Below are 24,148 nucleotides of genomic sequence, written 5' to 3'. Positions count from 1 at the left end.
TTCACTCCTCAATTTCAAAGGGTTTGCAGACCGGGAGGCGACCACTGCGGCGAAACTCGCCCGGCGTCACACCCGTATGACGGCGAAAGCGGTTGGCAAAATTGGCCCCATCGCTGTATCCGACCCGGGCCGCCAGTTCGCTTAAGGACCAGTCGGTGTAGAGCAGCCACTGCTTGGCCTTCTCCATCCGCAGCCGGGTGAGATGGGCCATGGGACCACACCCGAGCCACTGCTGGCAGAGGCGATGCAGATGAGGCACAGAGCAGGGATGCAGCGCCGCCAGGGAACGCACACTCCAGGGCTCGGCCAGGCGCCCCTCCACCACACGAAAGAGATGCTGCAAGCGGCGTTCGGGCGCCTCTTTCCCCTCCTCCTTGAGGGCACGCTCGATGACGTTCAGCAGCAAGGTGAGCAAGTCTGGCAACAGCGGGGAGTCGGGTCTCTCCCCATGCAGCAGGGAGAGGAGATGATGAAGTGTCTCGACCTGATCGCTGTGGCGCACCAGATGCCCGAGCCGGTGCAGATGATGCCAGCGGGGCACATCGTCGAGCAGCACCCAGCTGGTCTGCCAACGGGTATCGGTCAGGGCCAACCCACCGGGTAGCCGGGCCGGTAAGAACACCATGCTGCCGGCGGGAATGGGCACGGCGCCCTGGGGTAGCAGCAGGGCCCCCCCCTCGTCATGGCTCATCAGCAGGATGTGAAAATCGGGTCGATTACGGCGGATGAGGTAGTGATCCCGAAGCTCGGACAGCCCGGTCAGAAACACCCCCGCCTCCCCCAGCAAGGGATACCCTTCACGCCCCGCCATCTGCTCGACACAGGTCGGAGCTATGTCGAGACACTCCTGTGGAAACATCCTGGCCCCCTCGCTCACAATGCTAGTTTTGAACAAACAACTCGATAGTCTGCCACAGCGCCCCCGAGCAGACACCACCTTACTATGTAAGCACTGAAAATGACTTTCTTCGATCCGGTTGTTCTTAATGACTCATTGGCAAGCAATTTTAAAACAAACCACCGACCGCCACTTCATGCGTCGCCTGTGGCAACTGGCGCTACCGGTGTCGCTGCAATCCATGATGTTCTCCCTGCTGGGGCTCATCGACATCATGATGGTCAGCGAGCTCGGCACCACGGAGGTGGCGGCGGTGGGTCTTGGCAACCGGGTCTTTTTCTTCAACCTGCTGGTGATCGCCGGTTTGTGCGGCGGGGTGTCGGTACTGGCGGCTCAATACTTCGGCCGGGGCGAACTGGCCGGGGTACGCCGCTCTCTGGCGCTGGCCCTGTTAGGCTCTCTGCTGGTGACGACCCCCTTCGCCCTGCTCTACCTGCTCGCCCCCGAGTCGGTGATCGCACAAGCCACCACCGACGCCACCCTCACCCCGCTGGCGGTGGAGTATCTGCTCATCACCGGTGGCTCGGTACTCTGTACCGCGATCGTGGTTCCCCTGGAGTCGGCCATGCGAGCCGTGGGTCAGGCGGCCGCCCCCACCCGGATCGGTCTGGTCGCGATCCTGGCCAACGTGGTGCTGAACTACCTCCTGATCTTCGGCCATGGCGGATTCGAGGCCATGGGGGTGGCCGGCTCGGCCTGGGGCACGACCCTGTCACGCATCCTGCAGACCCTGCTGTTGCTGGCCTATGTGTCACGCTACCAGCGCCGCCTGCTGCCCGCGGCTGCCGACTGGCGCCAGGCCCTCACTCGCAAAGAGGGCGTGCGTTTTGGCCTCATCGCCCTGCCGCTGCTATTGCACGACGGGATCTGGGCCTTTGGCATGATGCTCTACGGCTTCCTCTATGCCCGCCTCGGGGTCGATGAGCTCGCCATCATGACCACCCTGGGCGCCCTGGAGGGGATCCTCATCTCCCTCTTCTTCGGTCTGGCCGTGGCCTGCGCCACCCTGCTCGGCCACCGGCTCGGTGCCGAGGAGTATGAGAGTGCCTGGATGGAGTCCCGCTTGCTGTTGCTGCTCGCACCTGTCGGTGCCATGTTGACCGGGGCCCTGGTCTGGGCCCTGCAAGCACCCCTGCTCTCGGCCGTCGGCAACCTGCCGGCGGGGCTCGATACCATGGCGAGCCAGGTGCTGGCCATCGTCTGCCTCGGCATGCTGGTCAAGGTGTTCAACATGGTGGGGATCGTCGGGGTGCTGCGCTCGGGGGGCGATGTGAACTACACCATCCTGATCGACATCGTCGGCATGTGGTGCATCGGGCTCCCCCTTGCGGCGATGGCCGTCTGGCTCGGTTGGGCACTCCCGGTGGTCGTCGCCCTGGTGCTGCTGGAAGAGGTGTCCAAGTCTCTGCTGGTCTGGCACAGGATCGGTCGCCGCCGCTGGCTACGCAACCTGGTTATGGAGTGATCGGGGTCACAATAACCCGAGCGGCTGAGGTATGATAGGCGGGTCTATCCACCCAAGGAGATCACCATGCAGACAGAGCGTATCCTCATCGATCAGACCGAGCTGCTCGCGATGGCGAACAAGATGATCCGAGAGCACGAAGATTTCATTCACGGCATGCAGGCAGACGCCGTCGAGCAGCGCGGCGACGTTCTGGTGTTCAAGGGGGAGTATTTCCTCGCCGAAGATGGCACGCCGACCCCCAAGACCATGGCCGTGTTCAACATGTTCAAGTTGCTGGCTCACCAGCTCTCGGACAAGTATCGCCTAGTCTGATCCTCAGCCCGCCATCGCCTGCGTCGATGGCGGTGCCACCACCACACAGTTGCGCCCGTTGATTTTCGCTTGATAGAGGCACTCGTCCGCCCGATTCAAGAGGCTCTGCACCCCTTCCCCACGTCTGGCCAGCGCCACGCCTATGCTCACCGTGACCTCGATCAGCTCTTCGGACGCCGGACTCTTGACCGCCCGCGCCTCGATAGACAGACGCAGGCGCTCGGCTATCTGCCGTGCCTGCTCCAGCGTGGCACAGCGTGGCAGCAAGATGGCAAACTCCTCTCCGCCGTAGCGGCCGAGCACATGGTGCTTCTCGAGCTGCTCTCCCAGCGTCGTGGCTACCGTGTGCAGTACCGCATCCCCCGCCAGATGGCCGTAGTTATCGTTGATCCGTTTGAAGCGGTCGAGATCGAGCAGCAGCACGGCAAACGGGCGATCCCGCCCCATCAGCGCCGCCCTGGCCTGCTCCAGTTGTTTCATCAACAGGCGACGATTCATCATGCCGGTCAGCTCGTCTGTGGTGGACTCACGATAGAGGCGCAGCAACATGTTGAGCTGACCCGCCTGGACCCAGGCAGAGGTGAAGGTGAAGAGCAGCAGGATCCACAGCTGGTTGAAGGTATCCATGCCGAAGATTGGCTGACTCAGCAGTATGCTGCGCCCCAGTAGCAGCACGCAGAAGATAAGCAGTGCGACGGCGAAACCGATCACCAGAGGGATGGGAAAGACGGCAAACAGGCTGATCATCAGATAGGGGAAGACGGTATAGCCCATCTGCAGCCCCTCGACCTGACCCAACTCGGCCATGCAAGCCAGGGCGAAGGTGAGGATCACCCCCATCAGATAGCCGAGCGCGACCCGCATTCGGGCCAGGCGGTAGTTAATAAAAAACGAGAACGGGATCAGGGGAGAGAGCGCCAGAAAGGTGGTCATTCTGATCTTGAGCAAGATGGCGTACTGCTCGGCGCTGAGGGTCAGCCAGTCCACGATCGACCAGGCCGGTAACCCGACCATTAACAGACAAACCAGCCAACGAAAGCGCACCGTCATGAACTCGATACGCGTCATGGTGAAGTCTTCGGAGTGGTTCTTGGCACTCCATATCTCGGACATCCTCAGCACAACTATCCTCACCCCACTCTTTGTAAGGGGTCATTTTAATCCGGTCAGGCCAGATTATCATGCAGGGAGTCAATAAACCGAGAGTCAGGTCATGAAGCGAGCCCGGCCTGGGCCGGGCCCGCCGTAGCACTTAGGCCGTTTGAGTCTCACCTTCGGGCTCAGTGTCCTCGTTGCGAGCAAAGAAGGCCCGGGTCTCGGCCACGACCACGTGGCGCAACCCGATGAGGCCGATGAGGTTGGGTACCGCCATCAGGCCGTTGACGATGTCTGCCAGCAGCCAGATCATGTCCAGGTGCAGGAAGGCCCCACACGCCACCAGCGCCAGATAGATGAGGCGATAGGGCTTGATGGCGCGGACGCCGAACAGGTACTCGGTGCAGCGCTCACCGTAGTAGTTCCAGCCGAGGATGGTCGTGAAGGCAAAGAACAGCAGGCCGATGCTCACCAGGTACTGACCGACATGGGGATTGAGCCCCTGGGCAAACGCCGCGCTGGTCATGGCCGCGCCACTCAGATCGCCGCTCCACACCCCGGTCACCACCAGGGTGAGGCCGGTCATGGTGCAGATGATGATGGTGTCGAAGAAGGTGCCGGTCATGGAGACCAGCCCCTGCTCGACGCAGGAGTCGGTCTTGGCCGCCGCCGCCGCAATCGGGGCCGAGCCGAGGCCCGACTCGTTGGAGAAGACCCCGCGCGCCACCCCGGACTGGATCGCCAGCAGCACGCCCGCGCCGACGAAGCCACCGGTGGCCGCCTGGCCGGTGAAGGCCGAGCTCAACACCAGGGCGACCGCATCCGGCAGGGCCGAGGCGTTGGCCACCAGCACCCCGAGGCAGGAGACGATATAGAAGAGGGCCATGAAGGGCACCACCTTGCTCGAGACGCTGGAGATCGACTGGATCCCGCCGAGGGTCACCAGACCGACGATCAGGGTCAGCACCACAGCGGTCACCTCGCGCGGCACCGAGAACGACAGGGTCATGGCGTCGCTGATGGCATTGACCTGGGGGAAGGTGCCGATACCAAAGAAGGCCACGCCGATACCAAACAGGGCGAACAGCTTGGCCAGCGGCCTGGAGCCGAGGCCACGCTCGAGGTAATACATGGGACCGCCGGCCATCTGACCGTTGGCATCGGTCACCCGGTATTTGACGGCCAGCAGGCATTCGGCGTACTTGGTGGCCATGCCGAAGAAGGCGGCCATCCACATCCAGAACAGGGCTCCGGGTCCACCCAGCTTAATCGCGGTGGCGACCCCGACTATGTTGCCGGTGCCTATGGTGGCAGAGAGCGCGGTGCACAGCGCCGCAAAGCTCGACACATCCCCCGCCTTCCCCTGTCCCTGATCGCGGCCAAACACCAGACGCAGGGCGAGCGGCAGCCGCAAGACCTGTAACAGCCCGAGACGGACGGTGAGGTAGACGCCGGTACCGACCAGCAGAATGAGCAGGGGCGGACCCCAAACGAAACTATCGATAGCCTGTAAGGCCACTTGAATTGATGACATGCATCCTCCTTAAACAGAAAAATTAAGGAGGAGAAGGATGATCTTCCCAATAGCAACACGATCGCAGAGGCGATGTAAAGGGCGCGAGCCCGGGTACAACCATCCCATCCCCTCTGTCCTTTTGCCTGAGAGTTTCCGGCTGCCGCACGGGTCGGCAGCCTTGCTCCTTCGGCGCCCGATTCAACGGGTCTCTCCAGAGTATCGTCCAGTGGCAGTCCACACCGGTTACCCGGTACCTGAAAGATTTACTTCTTCGGTGGATGGTTACCCATCGCTCTCCTGCCACCTTCATCCGAACTAATTTTGGATTAGGCCGGGGCATGTTAATCAAAAAATTGTGAGCTGTCTCCCACTCATCTCGGCTTTTTCGTCTCATTAACCTCTTTTAACAACCCGCAAACAAACGACTTGTTCAGCAAAAACCATGCAGTTTCCTCTGTCGTCTCAATCAGAAAATCTCAACAATATAACCACCCACCCATGTTGCACAAAAATGCAATAAGCCCATAATCACGCGCATAACCAAGCATCACAAGCTGTTTGGTTCGCGCCTGAGCCGGCCGCCGCCGGTTCACTGTGACTGGACTGGGCTCCTGCCCCCTAAGGATGATAATACGACGATGAACGAGACCTCTCAGGCTCTGGATTACCGCCAACTGGTTGAACAACACGGCTCTCCCCTGCTGCTCCTCGATAAGGCCGCCGTCCGCAAGCAATACCGGGCTCTGGCCGCCGCCCTCCCCGATGTCCGTCTCCATTATGCTCTCAAGCCCCTGCCCCACCCGGCACTGGTCGAGGTGCTCAAGGAAGAGGGAGCCTGTTTCGATCTCGCGACCAATGGCGAAGTGGATCTGGTCAAGAGCCAGGGGGTGCGTCCCGGGCGCTGCATCCATACCCACCCCATCAAGCGTGACGGCGACATCCGCCACGCCCTGGAGTACGGCTGCACCGTGTTTGTCTATGACAACCCCTGGGAACTCGACAAATTCCTCCCCTATAAGGACGAGGTGAAACTGCTGCTGCGGGTGAGCTTCCCCAATCCAGAGACCAAGGTGGATCTCTCCAAGAAGTTCGGCTGCACCCCGGAGCAGGCCCTGCCGCTGATGCAGCTGGCCCAGGCCAAGGGGCTCAAGGTGATGGGGCTATCGTTCCACGTCGGCTCCCAGGTGCCCAACCCCAAACGCCACGTGCAAGCCATCGACGCCTGCCGCGCCATCCTGGAGCAGGCCTGGGATCTCGGTCTGAAACCCTGGGTGCTGGATATCGGCGGCGGTTTCCCGGTCGACTATGAGGGGGGCGACGTCGATATCGCCAGCTTCTGCGCCCCAATTCGCGAGGCCCTGGCCGATCTCCCCGCCACCGTGCAGAAGATCGCAGAGCCGGGCCGCTTCATCTCGGCACCGGCCATGACCTCGGTGGCCAGCGTCATGGGCAAGGCCCATCGCGGCGACAAGATCTGGTATTACCTGGATGATGGCCTCTACGGCAGCTATAACGGCCAGATGTACGATCACGTCACCTACCCGGTGAGCGTGCCCTACGCCAACGGCGAGGCTCACCGCAGCGTGCTGGCCGGCCCCACCTGTGACAGCGTGGACGTGATACGTGACGACATCGCACTGCCCGAGCTGGAGATCGGCGATCTGGTGGTGGGCCGCGTCATGGGCGCCTACACCTGGGCCTCCGCCTCCACCTTCAACTTCTTCCCCAAGGCCGACATCCTGGTGATCGACTCGAGCCAGCAAGAGCAGCGGCTGACGGCCGTCGCCTGAGCCTGAATCGAACAAAAAGGGGAGCCGGTATGGCTCCCCTTTTTATTGTCTCGATGGCTTAGAACTGAGTGCTCAGGAGCCAGAGGGTGTAGCCCACATAAGCGGCCAGCAGCAGGCCCCCTTCGACCCGGTTGATGCGCCCCTGCCCCTTGCGGCCGACGCACATGACGAGCAGCACCAGGGTCAGCCCCATCATTACGCTCCAGTCGCGCGAAAGCACGGCCGGATCCACCGCCAACGGGCTGATGCCGGCGGCGATGCCGACCACCGCCAGGGTGTTGAAGAGGTTGGAGCCAAGCACGTTGCCAAGGGCCAGATCGTGCTCCTTCTTCTTGATGGCCATGAGCGACGACGCGAGCTCAGGCAACGAGGTGCCCACCGCCACGATAGTCAGGCCGATGATGAGATCGCTGATACCGAGGCTATGCGCCACCTCGACCGCTCCCCATACCAGCAGGCGCGAGGCCCCCACCAGCAGCACCAGGCCGAGCACCAACCAGAACAGGGCGCTCTTCAGGCTCATCCCTTCGCTGTCGATATCCTCGCTCACCTCCGCATCGAGGGGGTCGCCACGGCCACGCATCCCTTGCCAGATGGACCAGCCCATCAGCACGAAGAAGACGGCAAGCAGGATCAGGGCATCACCCTGGCCCAGATGACCGTCGATGAGCAGGGCACCCGAGAGCAGGGTGATGCCGAGCAGGATCGGGATCTCTTTGCGCACCACTTGAGAGGCCACGGCAATGGGGCTGATCAAGGCGGTCAGACCCAGGATCAGGGCGATGTTGGTGATGTTGGAGCCGTAGGCGTTACCGAGGGCCAACCCGGGATTACCCTGGGAGGCGGCAAGGGCCGACACCACCATCTCGGGGGCCGACGTGCCAAAGCCGATGATCACCATACCGATGAGCAACGGCGGCATGCCCGCATAACGGGCGGTCGCGGCCGCCCCATCCACAAATTTGTCGGCACTCCACACCAGCAGTGCCAGCCCGGCCACGATGGCCAACAGGGGCAAGGTCATCTCTTGTCGCTTCCTCAATAGATACAAAACGGCCTGCATCACTGCAGGCCACACACAACGGCGCTAGTGTAAACGGTCAGCGTTTAAATTACAGCAGGGTCAGCATGGAGCCTGCATCCGAAACCTCAAACTTACCCGGTGCCTCGACGCGCAGGGCGGTCACCACCCCGTCCTCGGCGATGAGGGCGAAGCGTTGGGCGCGCAGACCACCGAATGCCCCCGTCTCCTTGGCCAGTCCCAACTGACTGACGAAGGTGCCGTCCCCGTCGGCCAACATGGTGATCGCCTCGGCATTCTGCTCCCGCTGCCAGGCGCGCATCACGAAGGCATCGTTGACCGAGAGACAACAGATCTCGTCGACGCCACCGGCAGCGAACTGGTCCGCCTTGACCACATAGCCCGGCAGGTGGGCGTTGGAGCAGGTGGGAGTAAAGGCGCCGGGAACGGCAAACAGCACGATGCGCTTGCCACCGAAGATTTCGGCGCTGGTGCGGGTCACCTTGCCCTCTGGGGTAATGAAGGTGAATTCATGGTCCGGTAGCTTGCTTCCAATGGTGATCATCGGTGGCTCCTGTGGTGGGAAAAGGCGCCGCGCTGGCGCAGCTCGGCGATGGCGATCAGGGAATCCGGGGTGAACTCGTCGGCACGGGCGGCGATCTCCTCGAGGGTGAGCTCCTCCACGGCCTCCACCTCTTCGGCCTGTAGAACCAGTTCACCGTCATAGGTGCACAGATACAGCCCCCCCCAAACATGGTAGAGGTCGCTGCGCGAGTAAAAGGTGCCAAATCCGCGCAGAGGGATGCCGGACACCCCCAGCTCCTCGGCCAGCTCGCGCAGGGCGCTTTCGTCATACTGTTCGCCGGCACTCACAACGCCACCGCAGCACGCATCGAGCATGCCGGGGCAAAAATCCTTGCAAAGAGTCCGGCGCTGTACCACGACCCGCCCATCGCTGCGACACACCAGTATATAAGTGGCTCTGTGGGCCAGATTATCCCGCCGGATTTCGGCCCGGGGAGCAATACGCACTATGTTGTTTTGCTCATCAACCACCTCGACCAGCTCCATCCCTGCTCATTCCTGACTGCATGAAAAGAGTTGCAGTATAAAGCGATTATCCTGCAGGAAAAACGTCACCATGATTGATTAACAAAGGGCAAATAAGCGTTCATCTTACCGTCATACGAGCTCGGTATAGTGATAATGACCAAACAACAGGACGAGGAACAGATGAAAATCTTCAAACGCTTCTCCCCGGTTCAAATCGCACGTTATGTAAAAAGCTTCCATCGTGGTGCCTTTGCCGTGGAGTCAGTGGGGGAATTTCGTTTCTACGACGGCCGTGTCCGGCTGGAGGGGCTGAGTGAGCAACGGGCGCTGGCAGGCCAGGTCAACCAGTTGCTGCGAACCCTGCGCCCAGACCTGGCGTCTTGCTAAGGCGTGACCCTGGCACTACTCGCCCGGGGGGCCATTCTCAATCTCGGTCACAGTGCCATTGACCACTGTGACCATCTGCATGAAGCGCTGCTTGCCAAAATTGTAGGTCCAGCGCTCCCCGTATTTCACCGTGATACGCGCCCCGAAGCCATTCTCCTCGAAGCGGGTCAACTCTTCTTTAAGCAGCGGCTCGCCGCACTTGATAAGCAGCAGGGCCGTGCTGTCTCCTTCGGTGATCAGGGTGTCCTTGCAACGCACCGTATCGGCCAGGGCGAGGGGCACCGACCCCAGCAGCAAGATCCCCAACAACGCCTCTCTCATACCCGCGCCTCCCCTTTTCGACTGTTCACACTATAACGCCAAAAAGAACGGCGGCCACAGGGGCCGCCGTCGGGGTCATCACGGATGAGCGAATTACAGGATATCCAGCAGCTCGACTTCGAAGACCAGTGCAGAGTAAGGCGGGATGGAGCCGGCACCGCGAGCACCATAGGCCAGATCCTGCGGGATGAAGAGCTTCCACTTGGAGCCAACCGGCATCAGCTGCAGCGCCTCAACCCAGCCCTTGATGACGCCAGTCACCGGGAACTCGGCCGGCTGACCGCGGCTGACGGAGCTGTCGAACACGCGACCGTCGGTGAAGGTGCCGTGGTAGTGAACACGCACGGACTGACCGGCAGCCGGCTTCTCACCGTTACCCTCGACCAATACTTCGTACTGCAGGCCGGAGTCGGTCACCTGCACTTCGGCGCGCTGGGCGTTATCGGCCAGGAAGGTTTCACCCTCGGCGGCGGCAGCCTTGGCAACGGCTTCCTGCTCGGCTTGCATGCGCTCGGTGATGATGCCGAAGGCTTCGTTGATCTCGTCGCGGCTGACGGCAAAATCGACACCGTTCAGGGCATCGGCCAGGCCTTGTTGCAGGGCAGGAATATCCAGACCGCTGAACGCCTGCTGAGCCAGTTGCTCACCCATGTTACGGCCTACGCCGTAGCTGGCCTTCTGTTCGGTGGTGTTGTATTGGGACATGTTGCTCTCGCTTGTCTCGAGGGTAAATGAGGGGCCGATGATAACAGAGCCGGCGCCCCCTGTCGTGTCAACCGAGCAGGCGGCGCACGGCAGCGATCTTGCCGGCATCGGTCACATTGATACGGCCATCATCGGCGCTGCCCATGGAGACGCCGCCCGCCATGGCACTGCCACGCCACCCCATGCCGGACATGTGCATCTCTCGGGCCCCGCTCTCGGCCAGGATCCGCAGCACGTTGCCCTCATTGACCCCGGCCCCCGGCATCAGGCTGGCCCGCCCGGCGAGCCGCGCCTGCATCTCGCGCAAGGTCGCCAGCCCCGACTCGGCGCTGGCCGCCTGTCCCGAGCTTAAGATACGCTCACAGCCGGCGGCTATGATGGTCTCAAGATCGGCGCGCCAGTCACTGGAGAGATCGATGGCACGATGAAACGTCACCCCGAGCGGACCCGCCGCCTGAACCAGGCGCTTGAGCCTGTCGCCCGGCACTCGTCCATTCTCGTCGAGCAGCCCCACCACCACGCCTTGCAGGCCGGCCGAGCGGGCCGCGGCTATGTCCTGCTCCATCAGCGCCATCTCCTCGTCGGAGAAGCAAAAATCCCCGGCGCGCGGGCGGATCATGGCGTAGATCGGAATACGGCCATGGCGGGCCGCCAGCTGCATGAAGCCACAGGAGGGGGTCAGCCCCCCGAGCCCCAAGGCACTGCACAGTTCGATGCGATCCGCACCGGCCGCCTGGGCCGTGTGCAGGGATTCCAGGTTGTCGACGCAAACTTCGAGCTTCATCATGCCTCTTTGCGGGCGTGGCCCGCTCTCAGGTAGTCAGGTTGAGTAGGGCCGCACCGCGCACACCACCGGCGCCACCGAAGCGAGCCTGGCGGATGGCGGGCAGCGCCACCCCGGGCAACAGATGGCCGGGCAGGCGCACGGGCAACTGTTCATAGAGGATTGGCAAGGCGCTTAAGCCGCCGCCCAGCACCACCACTTCCGGATCCAGGGTGGAGAGGGCGCAGGCAAGCCCGGCGGCAAGCACGTCGAGCCAGCAGTCGACGGCGGCACGGGCCTTCTCCTCCCCGGCCTCCAGGCGAGCCACGATCTGCTGGCCGCTTTGGCGCTCACCCGTGTAGTGGTGATAGAGGCGTTCCAGACCGTTGCCCGAGGCGAGGGTCTCGAAGCAGACGAGGCGCCCGCAGCCACAGCGCAGACGAGGCAGGTCCGGGTACTTGAGCAACAGGGTACCCGGCAAGGGGTAGTGGCCAATCTCGCCAGCCAGCCAGTTGCGGCCCTGATGGATGCGGCCATTGAGATAGATGCCGCCGCCGATGCCGGTGCCTATGGTCATGCCGAGGGCCGAGGCGGCGCCGTCGGCGGCACCGCCTTGCACTTCGGACCAGAGGAAACAGTTGGCATCGTTATCGACGGCCACCGGGCGATCCAGCCTGGCCGCCAGATCTCGCCCCAGGTGGCGACCATTGATGGCCGGCAGGTTGGCGGCCACCACGCTCCCATCCTGGGCGTTGATGATACCGGGAAACCCTATGCCCACCGAGCCACGCATCCCGAAGCGTACATCGGCCTGACGCACCTGATCGGCCAGCAGACTCAGCAGCCCCTCATAGTCGTCCTTAGGGGTTGCCAGACGCAGCTCATGGCGCAGGCTCAAGGCCCCATCGTAAGCGGCAAACGCAATCTTGGTGCCACCGATATCGAATCCGTAATACATGCCTTCCTCCCTGACATGGAGCAACCCAATCCTCAATGAGGCTCCATTGTATTAATTCGCAAAAAAAATAAAGTGACGAGGGACGTAAAACGGGGTCACAGGGGGCGAGTAAGCTGATGTTGCACACAGTCGCGCCCCAGGGTCTGCAGGGTGCGACGCTCGCCGGTGGGACGAAAGCCGTGCTTGAAGTAGAACCCGGCACCGATGCGATTGCCACCGAGCAGCCAGAGGCAGGCCTCACGGCAGCCGGCACGGCGCATCTGCACCATCACCACCTGCCACAGACGCAGGCCCAGCCCCTGGCGCCAATAATCGGGATCGAGATAGAAGGCCCGTAGCCAGGCCTGCTCTCCCTCCTGCTGCCAATAGAGCAGGCCGACCGGCCGCTCCTGATGGCAGATAAGCATGGGACGGGGGTCGGTCTCGGTGAGGCGGCGCTCCCATACCCGACGGTGAGCCCCCTCATCCATCTGCTCGAGCAGATCCTCGCCCAGCACGCTGCCATAGGCCATGCGCCAACTGGCGCGCTGCAACTGGACCATGGCCGCCACGTCATCGAGACGGGCAATGCGCAGGGTTACCTCCGACACTGGGGGCTCCGACCTGAGGCGCGGGCCTGCTGATAGATGGGCTCGACCCTGGCCTGATCGGCCTGCAGCGCCTCGATACGCTGGGTGTCACTCGGGTGAGTCGAGAGCAACAGGGGGGGCTTGTTGCCACCACTCTGAGCGCTCATACGCTGCCACAGTGTAACTGCCTCGGCGGGATTGAAGCCGGCGCTCGCCATCAGATCGAGCCCCATCTTGTCGGCCTCACTCTCCTGCACGCGGCCATAAGGGAGCAGATAGCCCACCTGAACCCCCAGCCCCAGTGCCGCCATGGTAGCACCGCCATACTCGCTGGAGCCCAGGGCCACGTCGGCCGCCGCCATGCCGATGCCGGCCAGCTGGCTACGGGAGAGCCGCTCGTTGGAGTGTTGGGCCAACACGTGGGTGATCTCGTGGCCGATGACGGTCGCCAGTTGATCCTGATTGACCGCTACCTTGAGCAGACCGGTATAGACCCCAATCTTGCCACCGGGCAAGGCGAAGGCGTTGACCTGTTTGTCGTCAAACACCACCACCTCCCAGCTCTCGATGCCGTAGTGGTCAGGCACCTCGGCCGTTACCGCGCCGGCAACGCACTGCACATAGGCATTGAGTTTGGCATCCTGGCTGATCTTCTCCTGCTTCTTCATCTCCTCGAAGGAGCTGGCCCCCAGCTGGTTCATCTGCTGGGGAGAGTAGAGCAGCATCTGGCTTCGCCCGGTGGGGGACTGGACACAACCAGCCAACAGGCTGGCACCACAGAGCAAGCCAAGCAGGCGCATAGAAAGGGTAGTGAGCGACATGAAGCATCCTTTGGGAAACGACTTCACTCTATTGTCAAAAAAGGGGGAGCGCAGTGCAAGTCATCAAGGAATGGATAAATAAAAAGCGGGCCCGATGGGCCCGCTTCTGAAAGCGCAGATCTTACATCAGACCCAGGGTCTTGAGGTCACGCTCAACCACCTTGGCCGGCAGCGGAATGTAACCGTCCTTGGCGACGATGCCCTGGCCGCTCTTGGAGAGGATCATCTTGATGAACTCTTGCTCCATGGGGGAAAGCGGCTTGTTGGGATGCTTGTTCACGTAAACGTAGAGGAAGCGGGAGAGCGGATACTTGCCGGTCAGGGCATTCATCTCGGTCGCCTCGACAAAGCTCTTGCCATCCTTGGAGAGGGGCACGGCACGCACGCCTGAGGTCACATAACCGATACCGGAGTAGCCGATGCCGTTGAGGGAGGAGGAGACAGACTGCACCACGGAGGCGGAGCCCGGCTGCTCGTTCACACCGCTCTTGAAGTCACCCTTACACAGAGCGTGCTCTTTGAAGTAGCCATAGGTGCCGGAAACCGAGTTACGACCGTAGAGCTGGATATCCTTGGCAGCCCAGCCACCGTCCAGGCCCACATCGGCCCAACGGGAGGCTTGCTTGTCGCCACCGCACTTGAGGGTGCTGGAGAAGATAGAATCCAGCTGCGCCATGGTCAGCCCCTTGATGGGGTTGTCCTTGTTAACGAAGACCGCCAGGGCATCCACAGCGACCGGGATACCGACCGGCTTGTAGCCAAAACGCTTCTCGAAGGCCTCGATCTCGCCAGCCTTCATCTCGCGGCTCATGGGGCCGAACTGGGCAACGCCTTCGGTCAGGGCGGTCGGGGCGGTGGAGGAGCCGGCGGCCTGGATCTGAACGTTGACGTTCGGATACATGCGCTTAAATTCTTCGGCCCACAGGGTCATCATGTTGGCCAGGGTATCCGATCCGACCGACGAGAGGTTACCGGAGATGCCGCTAACCGGCTGGTACTCGGGTAAGTTCTTATCGATGGAGGCAGCCATGCTCTGGGCAGAAAACAGGGCAACGGCAGAGACAGCAATAACGCCAGCCAATTTGTTGAGTTTCATCCAATCTCTCCAAAAGTAACGAGGGTCTGTTCCAAGACGGCGCCAGTATCTGGCCGTGCCATGACAAAGATATGGACAATCTGTGACACTTTCATGACATGCCGGCCGCATTATCGGTGTGCGCCATGTACCAAAGAGAGAGGGCTGCCTGGGCAGCCCTCTGTGTGGTTCATCAGGCGCTCTTGCGCTGATCGGCGATGAGCTGGGGAGGCATGAGGAAGCTAAAACGGCTCCCCCGGCCGAGACGGCTCTCTATTTCGAGGTGAGTATCGTGATGGCTCAGGGCATGCTTGACGATAGCCAGCCCCAGCCCCGAGCCGCCGGTGTGGCGTGAGCGCGCCCGATCGACACGATAGAAGCGCTCTGTGAGACGCGACAGGTGCTCGGGGGCGATCCCTTCCCCCTCGTCGGTCACGGCAAACAGGGCATAGGTTCCCTGACGCCGCCACTCCACCAGGATCCCCTTACCGGGGGGGGTATAGTGCACCGCATTGTAGACCAGGTTGGAGACGGCACTGCGCAGCAAGTCCGGATCGCCGTGTACCCTCAAGTCAGGCTGCACCTGGAACTTGATGGTGTGCGCCCGCTCTCCTGAGAGGGCGTTCGCCTCCTGCTCCAACAGCGCCAGCATGGCGGGCATATCCACCACCCGGGCCAGATCCACCTCGCTCGCCGCCTCGATGCGTGACAGGGTCAGCAACTGGTTGACCAGGTTATCCATCCGCTGGGTCTGCTCGAACATCACTCGGTGAGCCTTATCCCACATGCCAGGGGCAGGCAGCTCCTCCGTCATCTCGAGGTATCCCTTGAGCACGGTCAGCGGGGTACGCAGCTCGTGAGATACATTCGCCACAAAGTGCTTGCGGGTCTTCTCGAGACTGCGCAGCCGCGTCACATCCCGCGCCACCAGAATCGCCTGCTCCAGGGCATAGGGCATGATGCGAAACTCGAGAGTCTTGTCATCGTTGATCGGCGAGTGGAGCTCCAGAGGCTCTTCGTAGTCCCCTTTCGCCAAATAGGTGGTAAACGCCGGAGCCCGGATCAGGTTGCCGATATGCTGGCCGGCATCTTCTGGCCAACGAAAGCCGAGCATCTTCTCCGCCAGCTTGTTGCACCAGAGGATGGAGCCATCCTCCCGATAGACGACGGCGGCATCGGGCAAGGCTTCGGCCCCTTCGCGAAAGCGGCGGATAAGACCGGCCAACTCCCGGCGGCGACCACGCTGACGCTGCTGCAACTTGTAGATACCGTTGAAGATGTATTCCCAACTGCCGCTGCCGGAGGGGGGAACCAGGCTACGATCGTGCCACAGCCAGTAAGCCAGCCTGTGCTGCTGTTGATAGTGCCAGACAAGATGAAGGGTGGTCGCGACCAACAGGGTCGCGGCCACATGGTCGAGCAGCCAGCCAAGCAGGGCAAAAGGGATGTAAAACCCTATCATGCGCCAGAGCTGGCGGCGCCAACTGTACGGTTGCAACATGGCGTGTTCCTACAGCCGGGTCGAAAAGCGGTAGCCCGCCCCCCTCACTGTCTGGATGAGGCGGTCGTGGCCCGTCTCTTCGATGGCCTTGCGAAGGCGGCGGATATGCACATCAACCGTCCTGTCTTCCACATAGACGTTGGTGCCCCACACATTGTTAAGTAGCTGCTCACGACTGTAAACCCGTTCCGGATGAGTCATGAAAAAATGGAGCAACTTGAACTCGGTCGGACCCATATCGAGCGGCTTCTCCTCCACACTGACCCGGTGAGAGAGCGGATCGAGTCGCAATCCTTGCACCTCTATCGCCTCCTCTATCGAGGTGGGCGAGACGCGGCGCATCACCGCATGCAGGCGGGCCGTCAGCTCTTTGGGAGAGAAGGGCTTGGTGATGTAGTCGTCGGCACCGGCCTCCAGGCCGCGCACCTTGTCCTCTTCCTCACCACGGGCGGTGAGCATCACCACGGGGATCTGCCGGGTCAGCTCCTCTTGTTTGAGCTGCTTGAGGAACTGGATACCACTGCCTCCGGGCAGCATCCAGTCGAGCAGGATGAGCTCGGGATAGGGCTCTTTCAACTTGACCAGCCCATCGTCAAAATCCTGGGCTTCGATGACATCATATCCCTTTTGCTCCAGCACAAAGCTGAGCATCTCGCGGATTGGGGCCTCATCCTCGACCACCAGAATTCGCTTTGCCATTTCCCTTTACTCTCCCGCGTTAAGAAACGTGCGCCAATTATTGGAACCTTTTATGACACTTTTATGACTTGGGGGACAAGCTCCCCATTTGGGCGCCCCTCCCATGCCATTGTTTTTTTTGAGTGCAAATTATTCTGCCCACCTCGCTGGCCGAAAACAGCCGACGATATGACCACAAACGCGGCACCCACCCACCAAGAAAACGTTCTCAGCCTCACTTTCACGGCCTTTTTCTGAAAGTTCCCGGTTAAGGTCAGATTTTTTTGCACTCTGTCATACTTTTGAAAATTGAGTCCCGACAGCGATTGATATTTCGCGGTGCGAAAGTACTCTATGGATGTCCGAAGGCCAAGTTCGGAACAAGATTAAAGAGAGTCGATGAAGTACCTGCGCCACGGGGGCCAAGACCCGGGAAAGCGGTACAAGAAAGAGTAAAGAGCAGGCCGTCAGGCCAGATGCCATAACCGAGCGGCGGGCTGCGATCCGACCGGTCGAAAAAAGCTAAGTCCATAAAATCAGGAGCATTATCAATGGAAAGAGTAATCTTCAAGCGTGCCGCCTTGAGCGCCGCTGTCGTTGCCGCACTGGTCGCCCCGAGTCTCGCCATGGCCGCCCAGGACGCCATGGGCCCGGGTTATGGCAAGTCCTACGAAGCGTTCGTGGATGATGCCAAACTCACCGGCGGTGTCTTCTACTTCCAGCGTGCTCGTCAGCGCGTGGAAGGCCCGATGAAAGATGACAAACCGAATCCGGACGCGGGTCAATATAAGACCAACCTCAGCCATGCCACTGCCCAGTTGGCACTCAACTTCACCTCAGGTTATGCCTGGGACGTCGTTGGTTTGGATCTGGGCGGCTTCGGTGCCTATGACCTCTCGGTCGACGAGTCCAACGGCGTCAACGAAGAAAACGAATTCTCCTTCTGGGGCAACAGCTGGGCTGATACCGACGGCCTGTCAGAGAAAGGCGCCAGCCTCTCCAACGCTGCGCTGAAGTTCAAGTTCCTCGACGGCGCGCTGACCGCCAAAGGCGGCTTGACCCAGCTGTATGTGCCCGGCGTTCTGGGTGTGAACTGGTCCTATCAACCCGGTACCTACCGTGGTGGCCAGATCGAAGGTAACTTCGGCGGTCTCTACCTCACCTACGCCATCGCCGACGAGTACAAGGCGCCCTGGTTCCGTGATACCCAGAGATTCTCCAGCGCAGGCACCTATGCTGGCGCCACCACCCAGTTCTCTGACGAAAACAAGATTGATTACATCCACGGCCTGGCGGCCCGCTACACCTTCGCCAATGGTACCGCAGTGACCGGCTCCTTCGGTCAATCCGAAGGGTACATGGACAGCTACCACTTCAAGCTGGCCCACAAGTTTGATGTGCTGGGCGGCCTCTCCACCAGCTATCAGTTCTATGGCTCTGACACCGACAACAATGACTACGACGGCCTCGCATGGCAGCAGGCGCTGACTGCCGCCTGGGCTGCCGGTCCCTACGGCTTCCGCATGGAAGGGCTGTGGACCAAGGCTGATGGTGACTTGGGTAACTATCTGCCCCGTCTGACCCGTGGCTATGGTAACTCTCAAGGCGCCAACGAGATTTGGTGGGACTCCCGCTCCGACTGGAACCACAACAACGAGAAGGCCCTGTTTGCCGGCGTGACTCGTACCCTGGATGATGTGGTCGGAGCCCCGGGCTGGACCGTGGGTGTCTCCGGCGCCTATGGTTGGGACGCAGAGAACGGTGACGGTACCAGAACAGGTGGTAAAGAGTGGGCTGGCAACTTCGACGTGATCTACACGCTGCAAGACGGCAAGCTCAAGGGCACCATGTTCAAACTGCACTTCACCGACTACAACAACGAGCAGGATGAGAAGGGCAGCTGGTACTATCCGAACATGTTCGCCTCCGAGCGCGACGTCAAGTTCCACATCGTCGCCCCGTTCACCATCATGTAATAGCGCTAACGCGATGCAATCCAACCGGGCCCCTGTGGCCCGGTTTCATTTTGCGCTACCCTGTGCCCTCTTCATATCAAGGATGCCAAGATGGCCAACCGTTACGTACTCATCACCGGCTGCTCCAGCGGCATTGGCCTGGCCGCCGCCCGAGCCCTGCGCGCTCACGGCTTCTCGGTGATCGCCTCGACCCGCAGCGAAGAGGATGCCGCTCGCCTGCGTAAGGAGGGGCTCACCGCCCTGCGCCTCGACTTGAGCGATCCCGCCAGCATCGAAGAGGGGGCTGCCGAGGCTCTCTACCTCGCCGGTGGCCGCCTGTATGGGCTATTTAACAACGGCGCCTACGGTCAACCGGGCGCGCTTGAGGATCTGCCGACCGAGGCCCTGCGCGATCAGCTCGAGACCAACCTCATCGGCTGGCACCATCTGATCCGCCTGGTGCTGCCGGGCATGCTGGAGGCCAAAGAGGGGCGTATCGTACAAAACAGCTCGGTGCTGGGGCTGGTGGCCATGAAGTTTCGCGGTGCCTACAACGCCAGCAAGTTCGCCCTGGAGGGCTACAGCGACACCCTGCGCCTCGAGCTGGCCGGCAGCGGCGTCCACGTGAGCCTCATCGAGCCGGGCCCTATCGACACCCGTTTTCGCGAACACGCCCGTGACGCCTTCCTGCGCAACGTGGATGTGAAGCAGAGCCGCCACAGACAAGCCTATCGCCAGACCCTGGAAAGGCTGGAGCGCGAGGGGCCGAGCGGGCGCTTCACCCTGCCCCCCGAATCCTGCATCCCCCCCCTGGTGCATGCCCTCTCGAGTCGTCGCCCCAGGGCCCGTTATCCAGTCACCTTCCCGACCCGACTATTCGCCTTGCTGCGGCGCATATTGCCGACCCGGCTACTGGATCGGCTGCTGGCCAACGCGGCCTGATGCCTCAGAAGTGGGCGCCATCGCTGTAGTAGGCGTGGCGCTCGAGGGCGAAGAAGAGCACGGCTATCTTGTTCCCCTCCCCAACTATCTCACGCACCCGCGCCGTGATGAGGCGCGCTGCCGCATCCTGCTGCTCCTGACTGCGGGCAAACCAGTGCACCTCTATCATGGGGGAGCCATGAACGGGCCAGCCGTCGGCGACGAAGGTGCTCTCGAGGCGCTCCAGGGTGAAGTGGGCAGGGTCCGATCCCAGCAAGGCGGCCAGCTCGCCGATGAGGGTAAGACTCAGACGCTCCACATCCGGCTGGGACATGGCGCGACAACGCAGGTGAGGCATACAAACTTCCCTTTGTGTTAGTGTGAGGCGCCCCCAGTGTGCAACATAAGGTTTTTCATGATCAAATCTCTGCGTCTTTGGCTGCTGCTGCCCCTGTTGGCCTGGTCCCATCTGCTGCTGGCCGACCCCGCCTTCTACCGCCTCGAGAAGGGAGAGCAGACCCTCTGGCTGCTCGGCTCGGTCCATGCGGGCACCCCGGCCCTCTATCCCCTGCCGGCACCCATTGAGGCGGCCTGGCGCCAGAGCCGGCAACTGGTGGTCGAGGTGGATCTCACTCGCATCCCCCCCGAAGAGCTGGCCGCCATGGGGCCGCTGACCCGCCTCTCGCCCCCGCAGACCCTGAGTCGGATGCTGCCCGCCCCCCTCTATCAGAGGCTGGTGAGCGCCGCGCACGAGCTGGGGATCTCGCCCGAGAGCCTGGAAGGGCTGCAACCCTGGTTTGCCGCCCTCACCCTGACTCAGGCGGCCCTCACCCGTCACGGTTTCGATCCCGCCCTCGGCATCGACAGCCACTTCCTTGCCCTGGCAAGTCACGAGGGTAAACCTGTGATAGGGCTGGAAGGCTTCGCCGAGCAGCTCGGCTACCTTGCCAGCGTGGCCAAGTATCAGGAAGTCATGCTCTCCAGTACCTTGGATGAGCTGACCGGATTTCGGGCCGCCTTCGATAAAGTGCTCAAGGCCTGGCAGGCGGGGGATGAGAAGACGCTCACCACCTTGCTGCGTGAAGAGATGGGACCTGCCGAGCTGCAAGCCTGGCTCGAACAAAAACTGCTGGCCGAGCGCAATCATCGCTGGCTGGCCAAGCTACCCAGCCTGCCAGCACAGAGCCTGGTGGTCGTGGGAGCGCTGCACCTGTATGGCACAGACGGATTGCTGGAAGGTGCAAAGAAAATAGGTTACCAAGTGAAGCCGATCACAAATCCGATTGCCGATTAAATAAGGGGCTTTGCCCCTTGATCGAGATCAGTTCCTCACCATTAAGATGCATTCATGATGCCTCTCATCACCCAAGGAGAGGAGTCAATCATGGAATTCTGGATGCAACTGATGTTTGGCAACGATGTGGGCCTGATGTCCATGCTGGTCATCATCTTCACCATACTGTTGGTCTGCTTCTACGCCGGCTATTTCATCTACAAGATCAACCATGACGTACCCAAGGGACAGGACAACTAGTCACCCCGGGCAGGATTCCCTGCCCGCCACGGTTTTTTCTCGAAGGACGGGGCGGTTATAATCCGGCAAACACTGCCAGGAACCAGCGCCGTGCACCACGACGAGCATCATCTGTTTATGGCGGAGATGAGCGGCGTCAAGCCGATCCACTCCGACCGCGTCCATTCAGCCAAGACTCCGCACCACCCCAGCGACGCCCAGCTCGCGCGACGCGAAGCCGCGATGAAAGAACAAGGCGGCGAACTCGACGCCCTCTCCATGGAGGCCGTCGAGATGCTGCGCCCAGGCGATCCTGTCGGCTTTAAACGCGACGGCGTGCAGGAGGGGGTCTACAAGAAGCTGCGCCTCGGTAAATACGAGTTACAGGCCTGCCTGGATCTGCATCAGCACACCCTGCGCGAGGCGCGCATGGCCCTGCTGCAGTTCGTGCGCGACTGCCTCGAACGGGACATCCGCTCCGTGCTGGTCCTGCACGGCAAAGGGGAGCGCAGCCAGCCCCAGGCGCTGCTCAAGAGCTATGTGAGCGCCTGGCTACCCCAGATCCCCGAGGTGATGGCGATCCACAGCGCCGATCGCCGCCACGGCGGCAGTGGCGCCCTCTATGTGCTGCTGCGAAAGAGCGAGCGCAAGAAGGCCGAAAACCGCGAGCGTCATCTCAGAAGGCAGGCCTGAGGTCTCATCCCGCCCACCTCGCGGCTCACCGGCACGCCCGCGCCTCCCCCCAGAACGGCATCTCGGCAAGGGCCACGCCCCGTGATAGGCTAGCTCCCCCGGTTTTACCGGGGCCAGGAAAGCATCGACAAGGAAAGAACTACACATGTCATACCAACAATTGGAAGCCCATCAACGCCAGATCCACCGCCTGCAACACCTGGCCGCCATCTGCGGCTGGGATCAGGCCACCATGATGCCGGAGGGGGGCAATGATGCCCGTGCCGAGGCCATGGCAGAGCTTGAGGTGCTGCTGCACGAGAAGCAAACCGCCCCCGAAGTGGGCGACTGGATTGCCGCGGCCGAAGGGGAGACCCTGAGCGCACAACAGCAGGCGAACCTGCACGAGATCCGCCGCCACTGGCAGGATGCGCGCCTGCTGCCGGCCGATCTGGTCGAGGCCCTCTCCCTGGCCGGCAGCAAGTGCGAACACGCCTGGCGCCGTCAGCGCAAAGAGAACGACTGGGCCGGCTTTGCCCCGAACCTCGAGGAGGTGGTGCGCCTGTCGCGAGAGGTCGCCCGGCTGCGTGCCGAGGCGCTCGGGGTGCGTCCCTACGACGCTATGCTGGCGCTGTATGAGCCGGGCATGAGCGTCACCAAGCTGGATCAGGTGTTCGAGGATCTCGCCACCTGGCTGCCCGGGCTCATCACCGAGGTGACCGAACGCCAGCGCGGGGCGGCGATACTCACCCCGGTCGGCCCCTTCCCCGTCGAGCAACAGAAGGCGCTCGGCCTCGAGGTGATGGGGCTCATCGGCTTTGACTTCAACCACGGCCGCCTGGACGTGAGCACCCACCCCTTCTGTGGCGGCGTGCCGACCGACGTGCGCCTGACCACCCGCTATAACGACGACGAGTTCGTCTCGAGCCTGATGGGCATCATCCACGAGACAGGCCACGCCCGTTACGAGCAGGGGCTGCCACGCGACTGGCTGGGCCAGCCGGCCGGCGAGGCGCGCTCCATGGGTGTGCACGAGAGCCAGAGCCTGTTTTGCGAGATGCAGCTCGGTCATCACCCGGCGTTCCTGTCGCTGATCGCGCCGCACATCCGTACCCATTTCGGCAATCAGCCGGCGCTGGCACCGGCCAATCTGGAGCGGCTGTATAACCGGGTCGAGCCCGGTTTTATCCGGGTCGACGCGGACGAGGTGACTTATCCGGCCCACGTGATTCTGCGTTACGAGCTGGAGCGCGATCTCATGGAGGGGCGCATCGAGGTGCGCGACATTCCTGAGCTGTGGGATCAGAAGATGCGCCACTGGCTCGGGATCAGCACGGCCGGCAACTACCGCGATGGCTGCATGCAAGACATCCACTGGACCGACGGCTCGTTCGGTTACTTCCCGAGTTACACCCTGGGCGCCATGACGGCGGCGCAGCTGCGCTTCGCGCTGGAGCGCGATCTCGGCGAGATGGGTGCGGTGATCGAGGCGGGCAAGCTGCCGGCGATCTTCGATTGGCTGAAGCAGAAGATCTGGCAACAGGCGAGCTTCCTGTCGACCGACGCCCTGATGGTGCAGGCCACTGGCGAAACCTTGTCGCCCCACTGGCTGCGCCGTCACCTGGAGCAGCGTTATCTGGGGCGTTAAACTGTCTTGCTCGTTAACAAGGCCGCATTTGCGGCCTTTTTTCATGTCATAGCGGCGCGTCGTCGAGCCATTGCCGCAGTTGCAGCACATTGCCTTCCGGGTCAAACGCGTTACGGACCACGAAGCCGGGACCGCGCCATTGCTGCGCGAGCACGCCGCCGCCGAGATCGGCCGCCATGATCTCGGCGCGGGCTAGGCTTGGCACTGAGAAAAACAGCTTGATGGCGCACTGCTCGCGCAGCGTCGGCGGCGTGGTGAGAGCGATGTTATCGGCATAGGCGGACGGGATGACGTGCAGTACGAGCTGGGCATCGGCATGGTCGAGCACGGCGTACTCAGCGTCTTGATGCAGCACGTCCATGCCGAGCAGTGTCCGGTAGAAGTGAAGTTGTTTGCCGAGATCGGACACATATATGAGTGCGCCTGCGCGCGCTGCTTTGGTCATAGGCTCCTCCTGGTTTCCCCCTACCCTCCCACACTCCGAGCCCAGGGGCGACGATTTTTCTTT

Annotated in this window: 27 protein-coding genes and 2 riboswitches; of the genes, 10 read left to right on the top strand and 17 right to left on the bottom strand. The window is 61.9% G+C overall.

The window, feature by feature from the left end; all coding sequences use genetic code 11:
• Nucleotide 1: 1 nt before the first annotated feature.
• On the bottom strand, nucleotides 2-859 hold the full coding sequence (locus BN1121_RS10730) for a helix-turn-helix transcriptional regulator (RefSeq protein WP_005346870.1): 858 nt from the start codon (nucleotides 857-859) through the stop codon (nucleotides 2-4).
• Between the two features lie 127 nt (nucleotides 860-986).
• On the opposite strand from BN1121_RS10730, the gene BN1121_RS10725 reads away from it, so the two are divergent.
• Entirely contained in the window at nucleotides 987-2,363 is a 1,377-nt protein-coding gene (locus BN1121_RS10725) for an MATE family efflux transporter (protein ID WP_043157056.1), read from the top strand.
• A 66-nt stretch (nucleotides 2,364-2,429) separates the two neighbouring features.
• Nucleotides 2,430-2,678 (top strand): YciN family protein, encoded by a 249-nt coding sequence (locus BN1121_RS10720; protein WP_005346866.1) that lies wholly within the window; start codon nucleotides 2,430-2,432, stop codon nucleotides 2,676-2,678.
• A 3-nt stretch (nucleotides 2,679-2,681) separates the two neighbouring features.
• Here the strand turns inward: BN1121_RS10720 and BN1121_RS10715 are convergent, their stop codons facing one another.
• Together BN1121_RS10715 and BN1121_RS10710 are read right to left on the bottom strand one after the other, a co-directional pair.
• Nucleotides 2,682-3,800 carry a GGDEF domain-containing protein gene (locus BN1121_RS10715; RefSeq protein WP_043157055.1) on the bottom strand — a complete coding sequence of 373 codons (1,119 nt, stop codon included), beginning with the start codon at nucleotides 3,798-3,800 and terminating at the stop codon, nucleotides 2,682-2,684.
• A gap of 130 nt (nucleotides 3,801-3,930) precedes the next feature.
• Nucleotides 3,931-5,307: an alanine/glycine:cation symporter family protein gene (locus BN1121_RS10710; protein WP_043157054.1), complete on the bottom strand. Its 1,377-nt coding sequence runs from the start codon at nucleotides 5,305-5,307 to the stop codon at nucleotides 3,931-3,933.
• A 103-nt stretch (nucleotides 5,308-5,410) separates the two neighbouring features.
• A riboswitch (glycine riboswitch) is annotated at nucleotides 5,411-5,514 on the bottom strand.
• 5 nt (nucleotides 5,515-5,519) lie between these two features.
• Nucleotides 5,520-5,599, bottom strand: a riboswitch (glycine riboswitch).
• 328 nt (nucleotides 5,600-5,927) lie between these two features.
• Here BN1121_RS10710 and BN1121_RS10705 point away from each other — a divergent pair.
• Nucleotides 5,928-7,079: a type III PLP-dependent enzyme gene (locus tag BN1121_RS10705; protein ID WP_005346861.1), complete on the top strand. Its 1,152-nt coding sequence runs from the start codon at nucleotides 5,928-5,930 to the stop codon at nucleotides 7,077-7,079.
• A gap of 58 nt (nucleotides 7,080-7,137) precedes the next feature.
• Here BN1121_RS10705 and BN1121_RS10700 read toward each other — a convergent pair whose 3' ends face one another.
• The 3 genes from BN1121_RS10700 to yfcD all read right to left on the bottom strand — a co-directional run bounded on the left by BN1121_RS10700 (nucleotide 7,138) and on the right by yfcD (nucleotide 9,171).
• A complete protein-coding gene (locus tag BN1121_RS10700; protein WP_005346859.1) occupies nucleotides 7,138-8,103 on the bottom strand; it encodes a calcium/sodium antiporter in 966 nt (321 codons plus the stop codon).
• 88 nt (nucleotides 8,104-8,191) lie between these two features.
• Entirely contained in the window at nucleotides 8,192-8,665 is a 474-nt protein-coding gene (locus BN1121_RS10695) for a peroxiredoxin (RefSeq protein WP_005346857.1), read from the bottom strand.
• On the bottom strand, nucleotides 8,662-9,171 hold the full coding sequence (yfcD, locus tag BN1121_RS10690; protein WP_005346854.1) for an NUDIX hydrolase YfcD: 510 nt from the start codon (nucleotides 9,169-9,171) through the stop codon (nucleotides 8,662-8,664). Before yfcD ends, BN1121_RS10695 begins: the two co-directional genes overlap by 4 nt.
• A 162-nt stretch (nucleotides 9,172-9,333) precedes the next feature.
• On the opposite strand from yfcD, the gene BN1121_RS10685 reads away from it, so the two are divergent.
• On the top strand, nucleotides 9,334-9,540 hold the full coding sequence (locus tag BN1121_RS10685; protein ID WP_043157072.1) for a DUF1107 family protein: 207 nt from the start codon (nucleotides 9,334-9,336) through the stop codon (nucleotides 9,538-9,540).
• A 15-nt stretch (nucleotides 9,541-9,555) separates the two neighbouring features.
• Here BN1121_RS10685 and BN1121_RS10680 read toward each other — a convergent pair whose 3' ends face one another.
• From BN1121_RS10680 to phoB, 9 genes are all read right to left on the bottom strand, one after another.
• On the bottom strand, nucleotides 9,556-9,861 hold the full coding sequence (locus BN1121_RS10680; protein WP_005346848.1) for a DUF2845 domain-containing protein: 306 nt from the start codon (nucleotides 9,859-9,861) through the stop codon (nucleotides 9,556-9,558).
• A 93-nt stretch (nucleotides 9,862-9,954) separates the two neighbouring features.
• Nucleotides 9,955-10,566 (bottom strand): BamJ family beta-barrel-assembly machinery protein, encoded by a 612-nt coding sequence (bamJ, locus tag BN1121_RS10675; protein ID WP_005346845.1) that lies wholly within the window; start codon nucleotides 10,564-10,566, stop codon nucleotides 9,955-9,957.
• A gap of 67 nt (nucleotides 10,567-10,633) precedes the next feature.
• Nucleotides 10,634-11,353 carry a copper homeostasis protein CutC gene (locus tag BN1121_RS10670; RefSeq protein WP_043157052.1) on the bottom strand — a complete coding sequence of 240 codons (720 nt, stop codon included), beginning with the start codon at nucleotides 11,351-11,353 and terminating at the stop codon, nucleotides 10,634-10,636.
• Nucleotides 11,354-11,378: 25 nt separating this feature from the next.
• Nucleotides 11,379-12,287 carry an ROK family protein gene (locus BN1121_RS10665; protein WP_005346841.1) on the bottom strand — a complete coding sequence of 303 codons (909 nt, stop codon included), beginning with the start codon at nucleotides 12,285-12,287 and terminating at the stop codon, nucleotides 11,379-11,381.
• A gap of 95 nt (nucleotides 12,288-12,382) precedes the next feature.
• A complete protein-coding gene (locus BN1121_RS10660; RefSeq protein WP_005346838.1) occupies nucleotides 12,383-12,877 on the bottom strand; it encodes a GNAT family N-acetyltransferase in 495 nt (164 codons plus the stop codon).
• Nucleotides 12,865-13,677: a M48 family metallopeptidase gene (locus BN1121_RS10655; protein WP_005346835.1), complete on the bottom strand. Its 813-nt coding sequence runs from the start codon at nucleotides 13,675-13,677 to the stop codon at nucleotides 12,865-12,867. Before BN1121_RS10655 ends, BN1121_RS10660 begins: the two co-directional genes overlap by 13 nt.
• 121 nt (nucleotides 13,678-13,798) lie before the next feature.
• Nucleotides 13,799-14,773, bottom strand: coding sequence for a PstS family phosphate ABC transporter substrate-binding protein (locus BN1121_RS10650; protein WP_005346832.1), 975 nt, complete (start codon nucleotides 14,771-14,773; stop codon nucleotides 13,799-13,801).
• A 172-nt stretch (nucleotides 14,774-14,945) separates the two neighbouring features.
• Nucleotides 14,946-16,253: a phosphate regulon sensor histidine kinase PhoR gene (gene phoR / locus BN1121_RS10645; protein ID WP_005346828.1), complete on the bottom strand. Its 1,308-nt coding sequence runs from the start codon at nucleotides 16,251-16,253 to the stop codon at nucleotides 14,946-14,948.
• Between the two features lie 9 nt (nucleotides 16,254-16,262).
• Nucleotides 16,263-16,952: a phosphate regulon transcriptional regulator PhoB gene (gene phoB / locus BN1121_RS10640; protein ID WP_005346826.1), complete on the bottom strand. Its 690-nt coding sequence runs from the start codon at nucleotides 16,950-16,952 to the stop codon at nucleotides 16,263-16,265.
• Nucleotides 16,953-17,482: 530 nt separating this feature from the next.
• On the opposite strand from phoB, the gene BN1121_RS10635 reads away from it, so the two are divergent.
• Together BN1121_RS10635 and BN1121_RS10630 are read left to right on the top strand one after the other, a co-directional pair.
• Nucleotides 17,483-18,907 (top strand): OprD family outer membrane porin, encoded by a 1,425-nt coding sequence (locus tag BN1121_RS10635; RefSeq protein WP_005346820.1) that lies wholly within the window; start codon nucleotides 17,483-17,485, stop codon nucleotides 18,905-18,907.
• A 90-nt stretch (nucleotides 18,908-18,997) separates the two neighbouring features.
• Entirely contained in the window at nucleotides 18,998-19,828 is an 831-nt protein-coding gene (locus BN1121_RS10630) for an SDR family oxidoreductase (protein ID WP_005346817.1), read from the top strand.
• A 4-nt stretch (nucleotides 19,829-19,832) separates the two neighbouring features.
• Here the strand turns inward: BN1121_RS10630 and BN1121_RS20045 are convergent, their stop codons facing one another.
• The gene (locus tag BN1121_RS20045) at nucleotides 19,833-20,165 is read right to left on the bottom strand and encodes a DUF1904 family protein (RefSeq protein WP_005346816.1); all 333 of its coding nucleotides are present in this window, start codon (nucleotides 20,163-20,165) and stop codon (nucleotides 19,833-19,835) included.
• Between the two features lie 57 nt (nucleotides 20,166-20,222).
• Here BN1121_RS20045 and BN1121_RS10620 point away from each other — a divergent pair, with 57 nt between their 5' ends.
• The 4 genes from BN1121_RS10620 to BN1121_RS10605 all read left to right on the top strand — a co-directional run bounded on the left by BN1121_RS10620 (nucleotide 20,223) and on the right by BN1121_RS10605 (nucleotide 23,640).
• Nucleotides 20,223-21,101: a TraB/GumN family protein gene (locus BN1121_RS10620; RefSeq protein ID WP_005346812.1), complete on the top strand. Its 879-nt coding sequence runs from the start codon at nucleotides 20,223-20,225 to the stop codon at nucleotides 21,099-21,101.
• 90 nt (nucleotides 21,102-21,191) lie between these two features.
• Nucleotides 21,192-21,341, top strand: coding sequence for a DUF3149 domain-containing protein (locus BN1121_RS10615; RefSeq protein ID WP_005346809.1), 150 nt, complete (start codon nucleotides 21,192-21,194; stop codon nucleotides 21,339-21,341).
• A 90-nt stretch (nucleotides 21,342-21,431) separates the two neighbouring features.
• Entirely contained in the window at nucleotides 21,432-22,013 is a 582-nt protein-coding gene (gene smrA, locus BN1121_RS10610; protein ID WP_005346805.1) for a DNA endonuclease SmrA, read from the top strand.
• Between the two features lie 145 nt (nucleotides 22,014-22,158).
• A complete protein-coding gene (locus tag BN1121_RS10605) occupies nucleotides 22,159-23,640 on the top strand; it encodes a carboxypeptidase M32 (protein WP_005346802.1) in 1,482 nt (493 codons plus the stop codon).
• Between the two features lie 46 nt (nucleotides 23,641-23,686).
• On the opposite strand, the gene BN1121_RS10600 is transcribed toward BN1121_RS10605, so the two are convergent.
• On the bottom strand, nucleotides 23,687-24,085 hold the full coding sequence (locus BN1121_RS10600) for a VOC family protein (protein WP_005346799.1): 399 nt from the start codon (nucleotides 24,083-24,085) through the stop codon (nucleotides 23,687-23,689).
• Nucleotides 24,086-24,148: the final 63 nt, after the last annotated feature.

Origin of the sequence: Aeromonas diversa CDC 2478-85, from assembly GCF_000819805.1 — a bacterium.
In the GTDB taxonomy this organism is placed as follows: domain Bacteria; phylum Pseudomonadota; class Gammaproteobacteria; order Enterobacterales; family Aeromonadaceae; genus Aeromonas; species Aeromonas diversa.
Note: the sequence above shows the minus strand (reverse complement) of the source record. Positions and strands in the feature narration are given on the sequence as shown.

Bases quoted from the DNA above. Each gene is read 5' to 3' on its own strand.
- BN1121_RS10665 (WP_005346841.1), bottom strand. From the start codon at position 12,287: ATGTATTACGGATTCGATATCGGTGGCACCAAGATTGCGTTTGCCGCT.
- BN1121_RS10685 (WP_043157072.1), top strand. From the start codon at position 9,334: ATGAAAATCTTCAAACGCTTCTCCCCGGTTCAAATCGCACGTTATGTA.
- BN1121_RS10700 (WP_005346859.1), bottom strand. From the start codon at position 8,103: ATGACCTTGCCCCTGTTGGCCATCGTGGCCGGGCTGGCACTGCTGGTG.
- BN1121_RS10620 (WP_005346812.1), top strand. From the start codon at position 20,223: ATGATCAAATCTCTGCGTCTTTGGCTGCTGCTGCCCCTGTTGGCCTGG.
- phoB (WP_005346826.1), bottom strand. From the start codon at position 16,952: ATGGCAAAGCGAATTCTGGTGGTCGAGGATGAGGCCCCAATCCGCGAG.
- BN1121_RS10710 (WP_043157054.1), bottom strand. From the start codon at position 5,307: ATGTCATCAATTCAAGTGGCCTTACAGGCTATCGATAGTTTCGTTTGG.
- BN1121_RS20045 (WP_005346816.1), bottom strand. From the start codon at position 20,165: ATGCCTCACCTGCGTTGTCGCGCCATGTCCCAGCCGGATGTGGAGCGT.
- phoR (WP_005346828.1), bottom strand. From the start codon at position 16,253: ATGTTGCAACCGTACAGTTGGCGCCGCCAGCTCTGGCGCATGATAGGG.
- BN1121_RS10615 (WP_005346809.1), top strand. From the start codon at position 21,192: ATGGAATTCTGGATGCAACTGATGTTTGGCAACGATGTGGGCCTGATG.
- BN1121_RS10730 (WP_005346870.1), bottom strand. From the start codon at position 859: ATGTTTCCACAGGAGTGTCTCGACATAGCTCCGACCTGTGTCGAGCAG.
- BN1121_RS10670 (WP_043157052.1), bottom strand. From the start codon at position 11,353: ATGATGAAGCTCGAAGTTTGCGTCGACAACCTGGAATCCCTGCACACG.
- BN1121_RS10635 (WP_005346820.1), top strand. From the start codon at position 17,483: ATGGAAAGAGTAATCTTCAAGCGTGCCGCCTTGAGCGCCGCTGTCGTT.
- BN1121_RS10630 (WP_005346817.1), top strand. From the start codon at position 18,998: ATGGCCAACCGTTACGTACTCATCACCGGCTGCTCCAGCGGCATTGGC.
- bamJ (WP_005346845.1), bottom strand. From the start codon at position 10,566: ATGTCCCAATACAACACCACCGAACAGAAGGCCAGCTACGGCGTAGGC.
- yfcD (WP_005346854.1), bottom strand. From the start codon at position 9,171: ATGGAGCTGGTCGAGGTGGTTGATGAGCAAAACAACATAGTGCGTATT.
- BN1121_RS10725 (WP_043157056.1), top strand. From the start codon at position 987: ATGACTCATTGGCAAGCAATTTTAAAACAAACCACCGACCGCCACTTC.
- BN1121_RS10605 (WP_005346802.1), top strand. From the start codon at position 22,159: ATGTCATACCAACAATTGGAAGCCCATCAACGCCAGATCCACCGCCTG.
- BN1121_RS10650 (WP_005346832.1), bottom strand. From the start codon at position 14,773: ATGAAACTCAACAAATTGGCTGGCGTTATTGCTGTCTCTGCCGTTGCC.
- BN1121_RS10720 (WP_005346866.1), top strand. From the start codon at position 2,430: ATGCAGACAGAGCGTATCCTCATCGATCAGACCGAGCTGCTCGCGATG.
- BN1121_RS10600 (WP_005346799.1), bottom strand. From the start codon at position 24,085: ATGACCAAAGCAGCGCGCGCAGGCGCACTCATATATGTGTCCGATCTC.
- BN1121_RS10655 (WP_005346835.1), bottom strand. From the start codon at position 13,677: ATGTCGCTCACTACCCTTTCTATGCGCCTGCTTGGCTTGCTCTGTGGT.
- BN1121_RS10705 (WP_005346861.1), top strand. From the start codon at position 5,928: ATGAACGAGACCTCTCAGGCTCTGGATTACCGCCAACTGGTTGAACAA.
- BN1121_RS10695 (WP_005346857.1), bottom strand. From the start codon at position 8,665: ATGATCACCATTGGAAGCAAGCTACCGGACCATGAATTCACCTTCATT.
- BN1121_RS10680 (WP_005346848.1), bottom strand. From the start codon at position 9,861: ATGAGAGAGGCGTTGTTGGGGATCTTGCTGCTGGGGTCGGTGCCCCTC.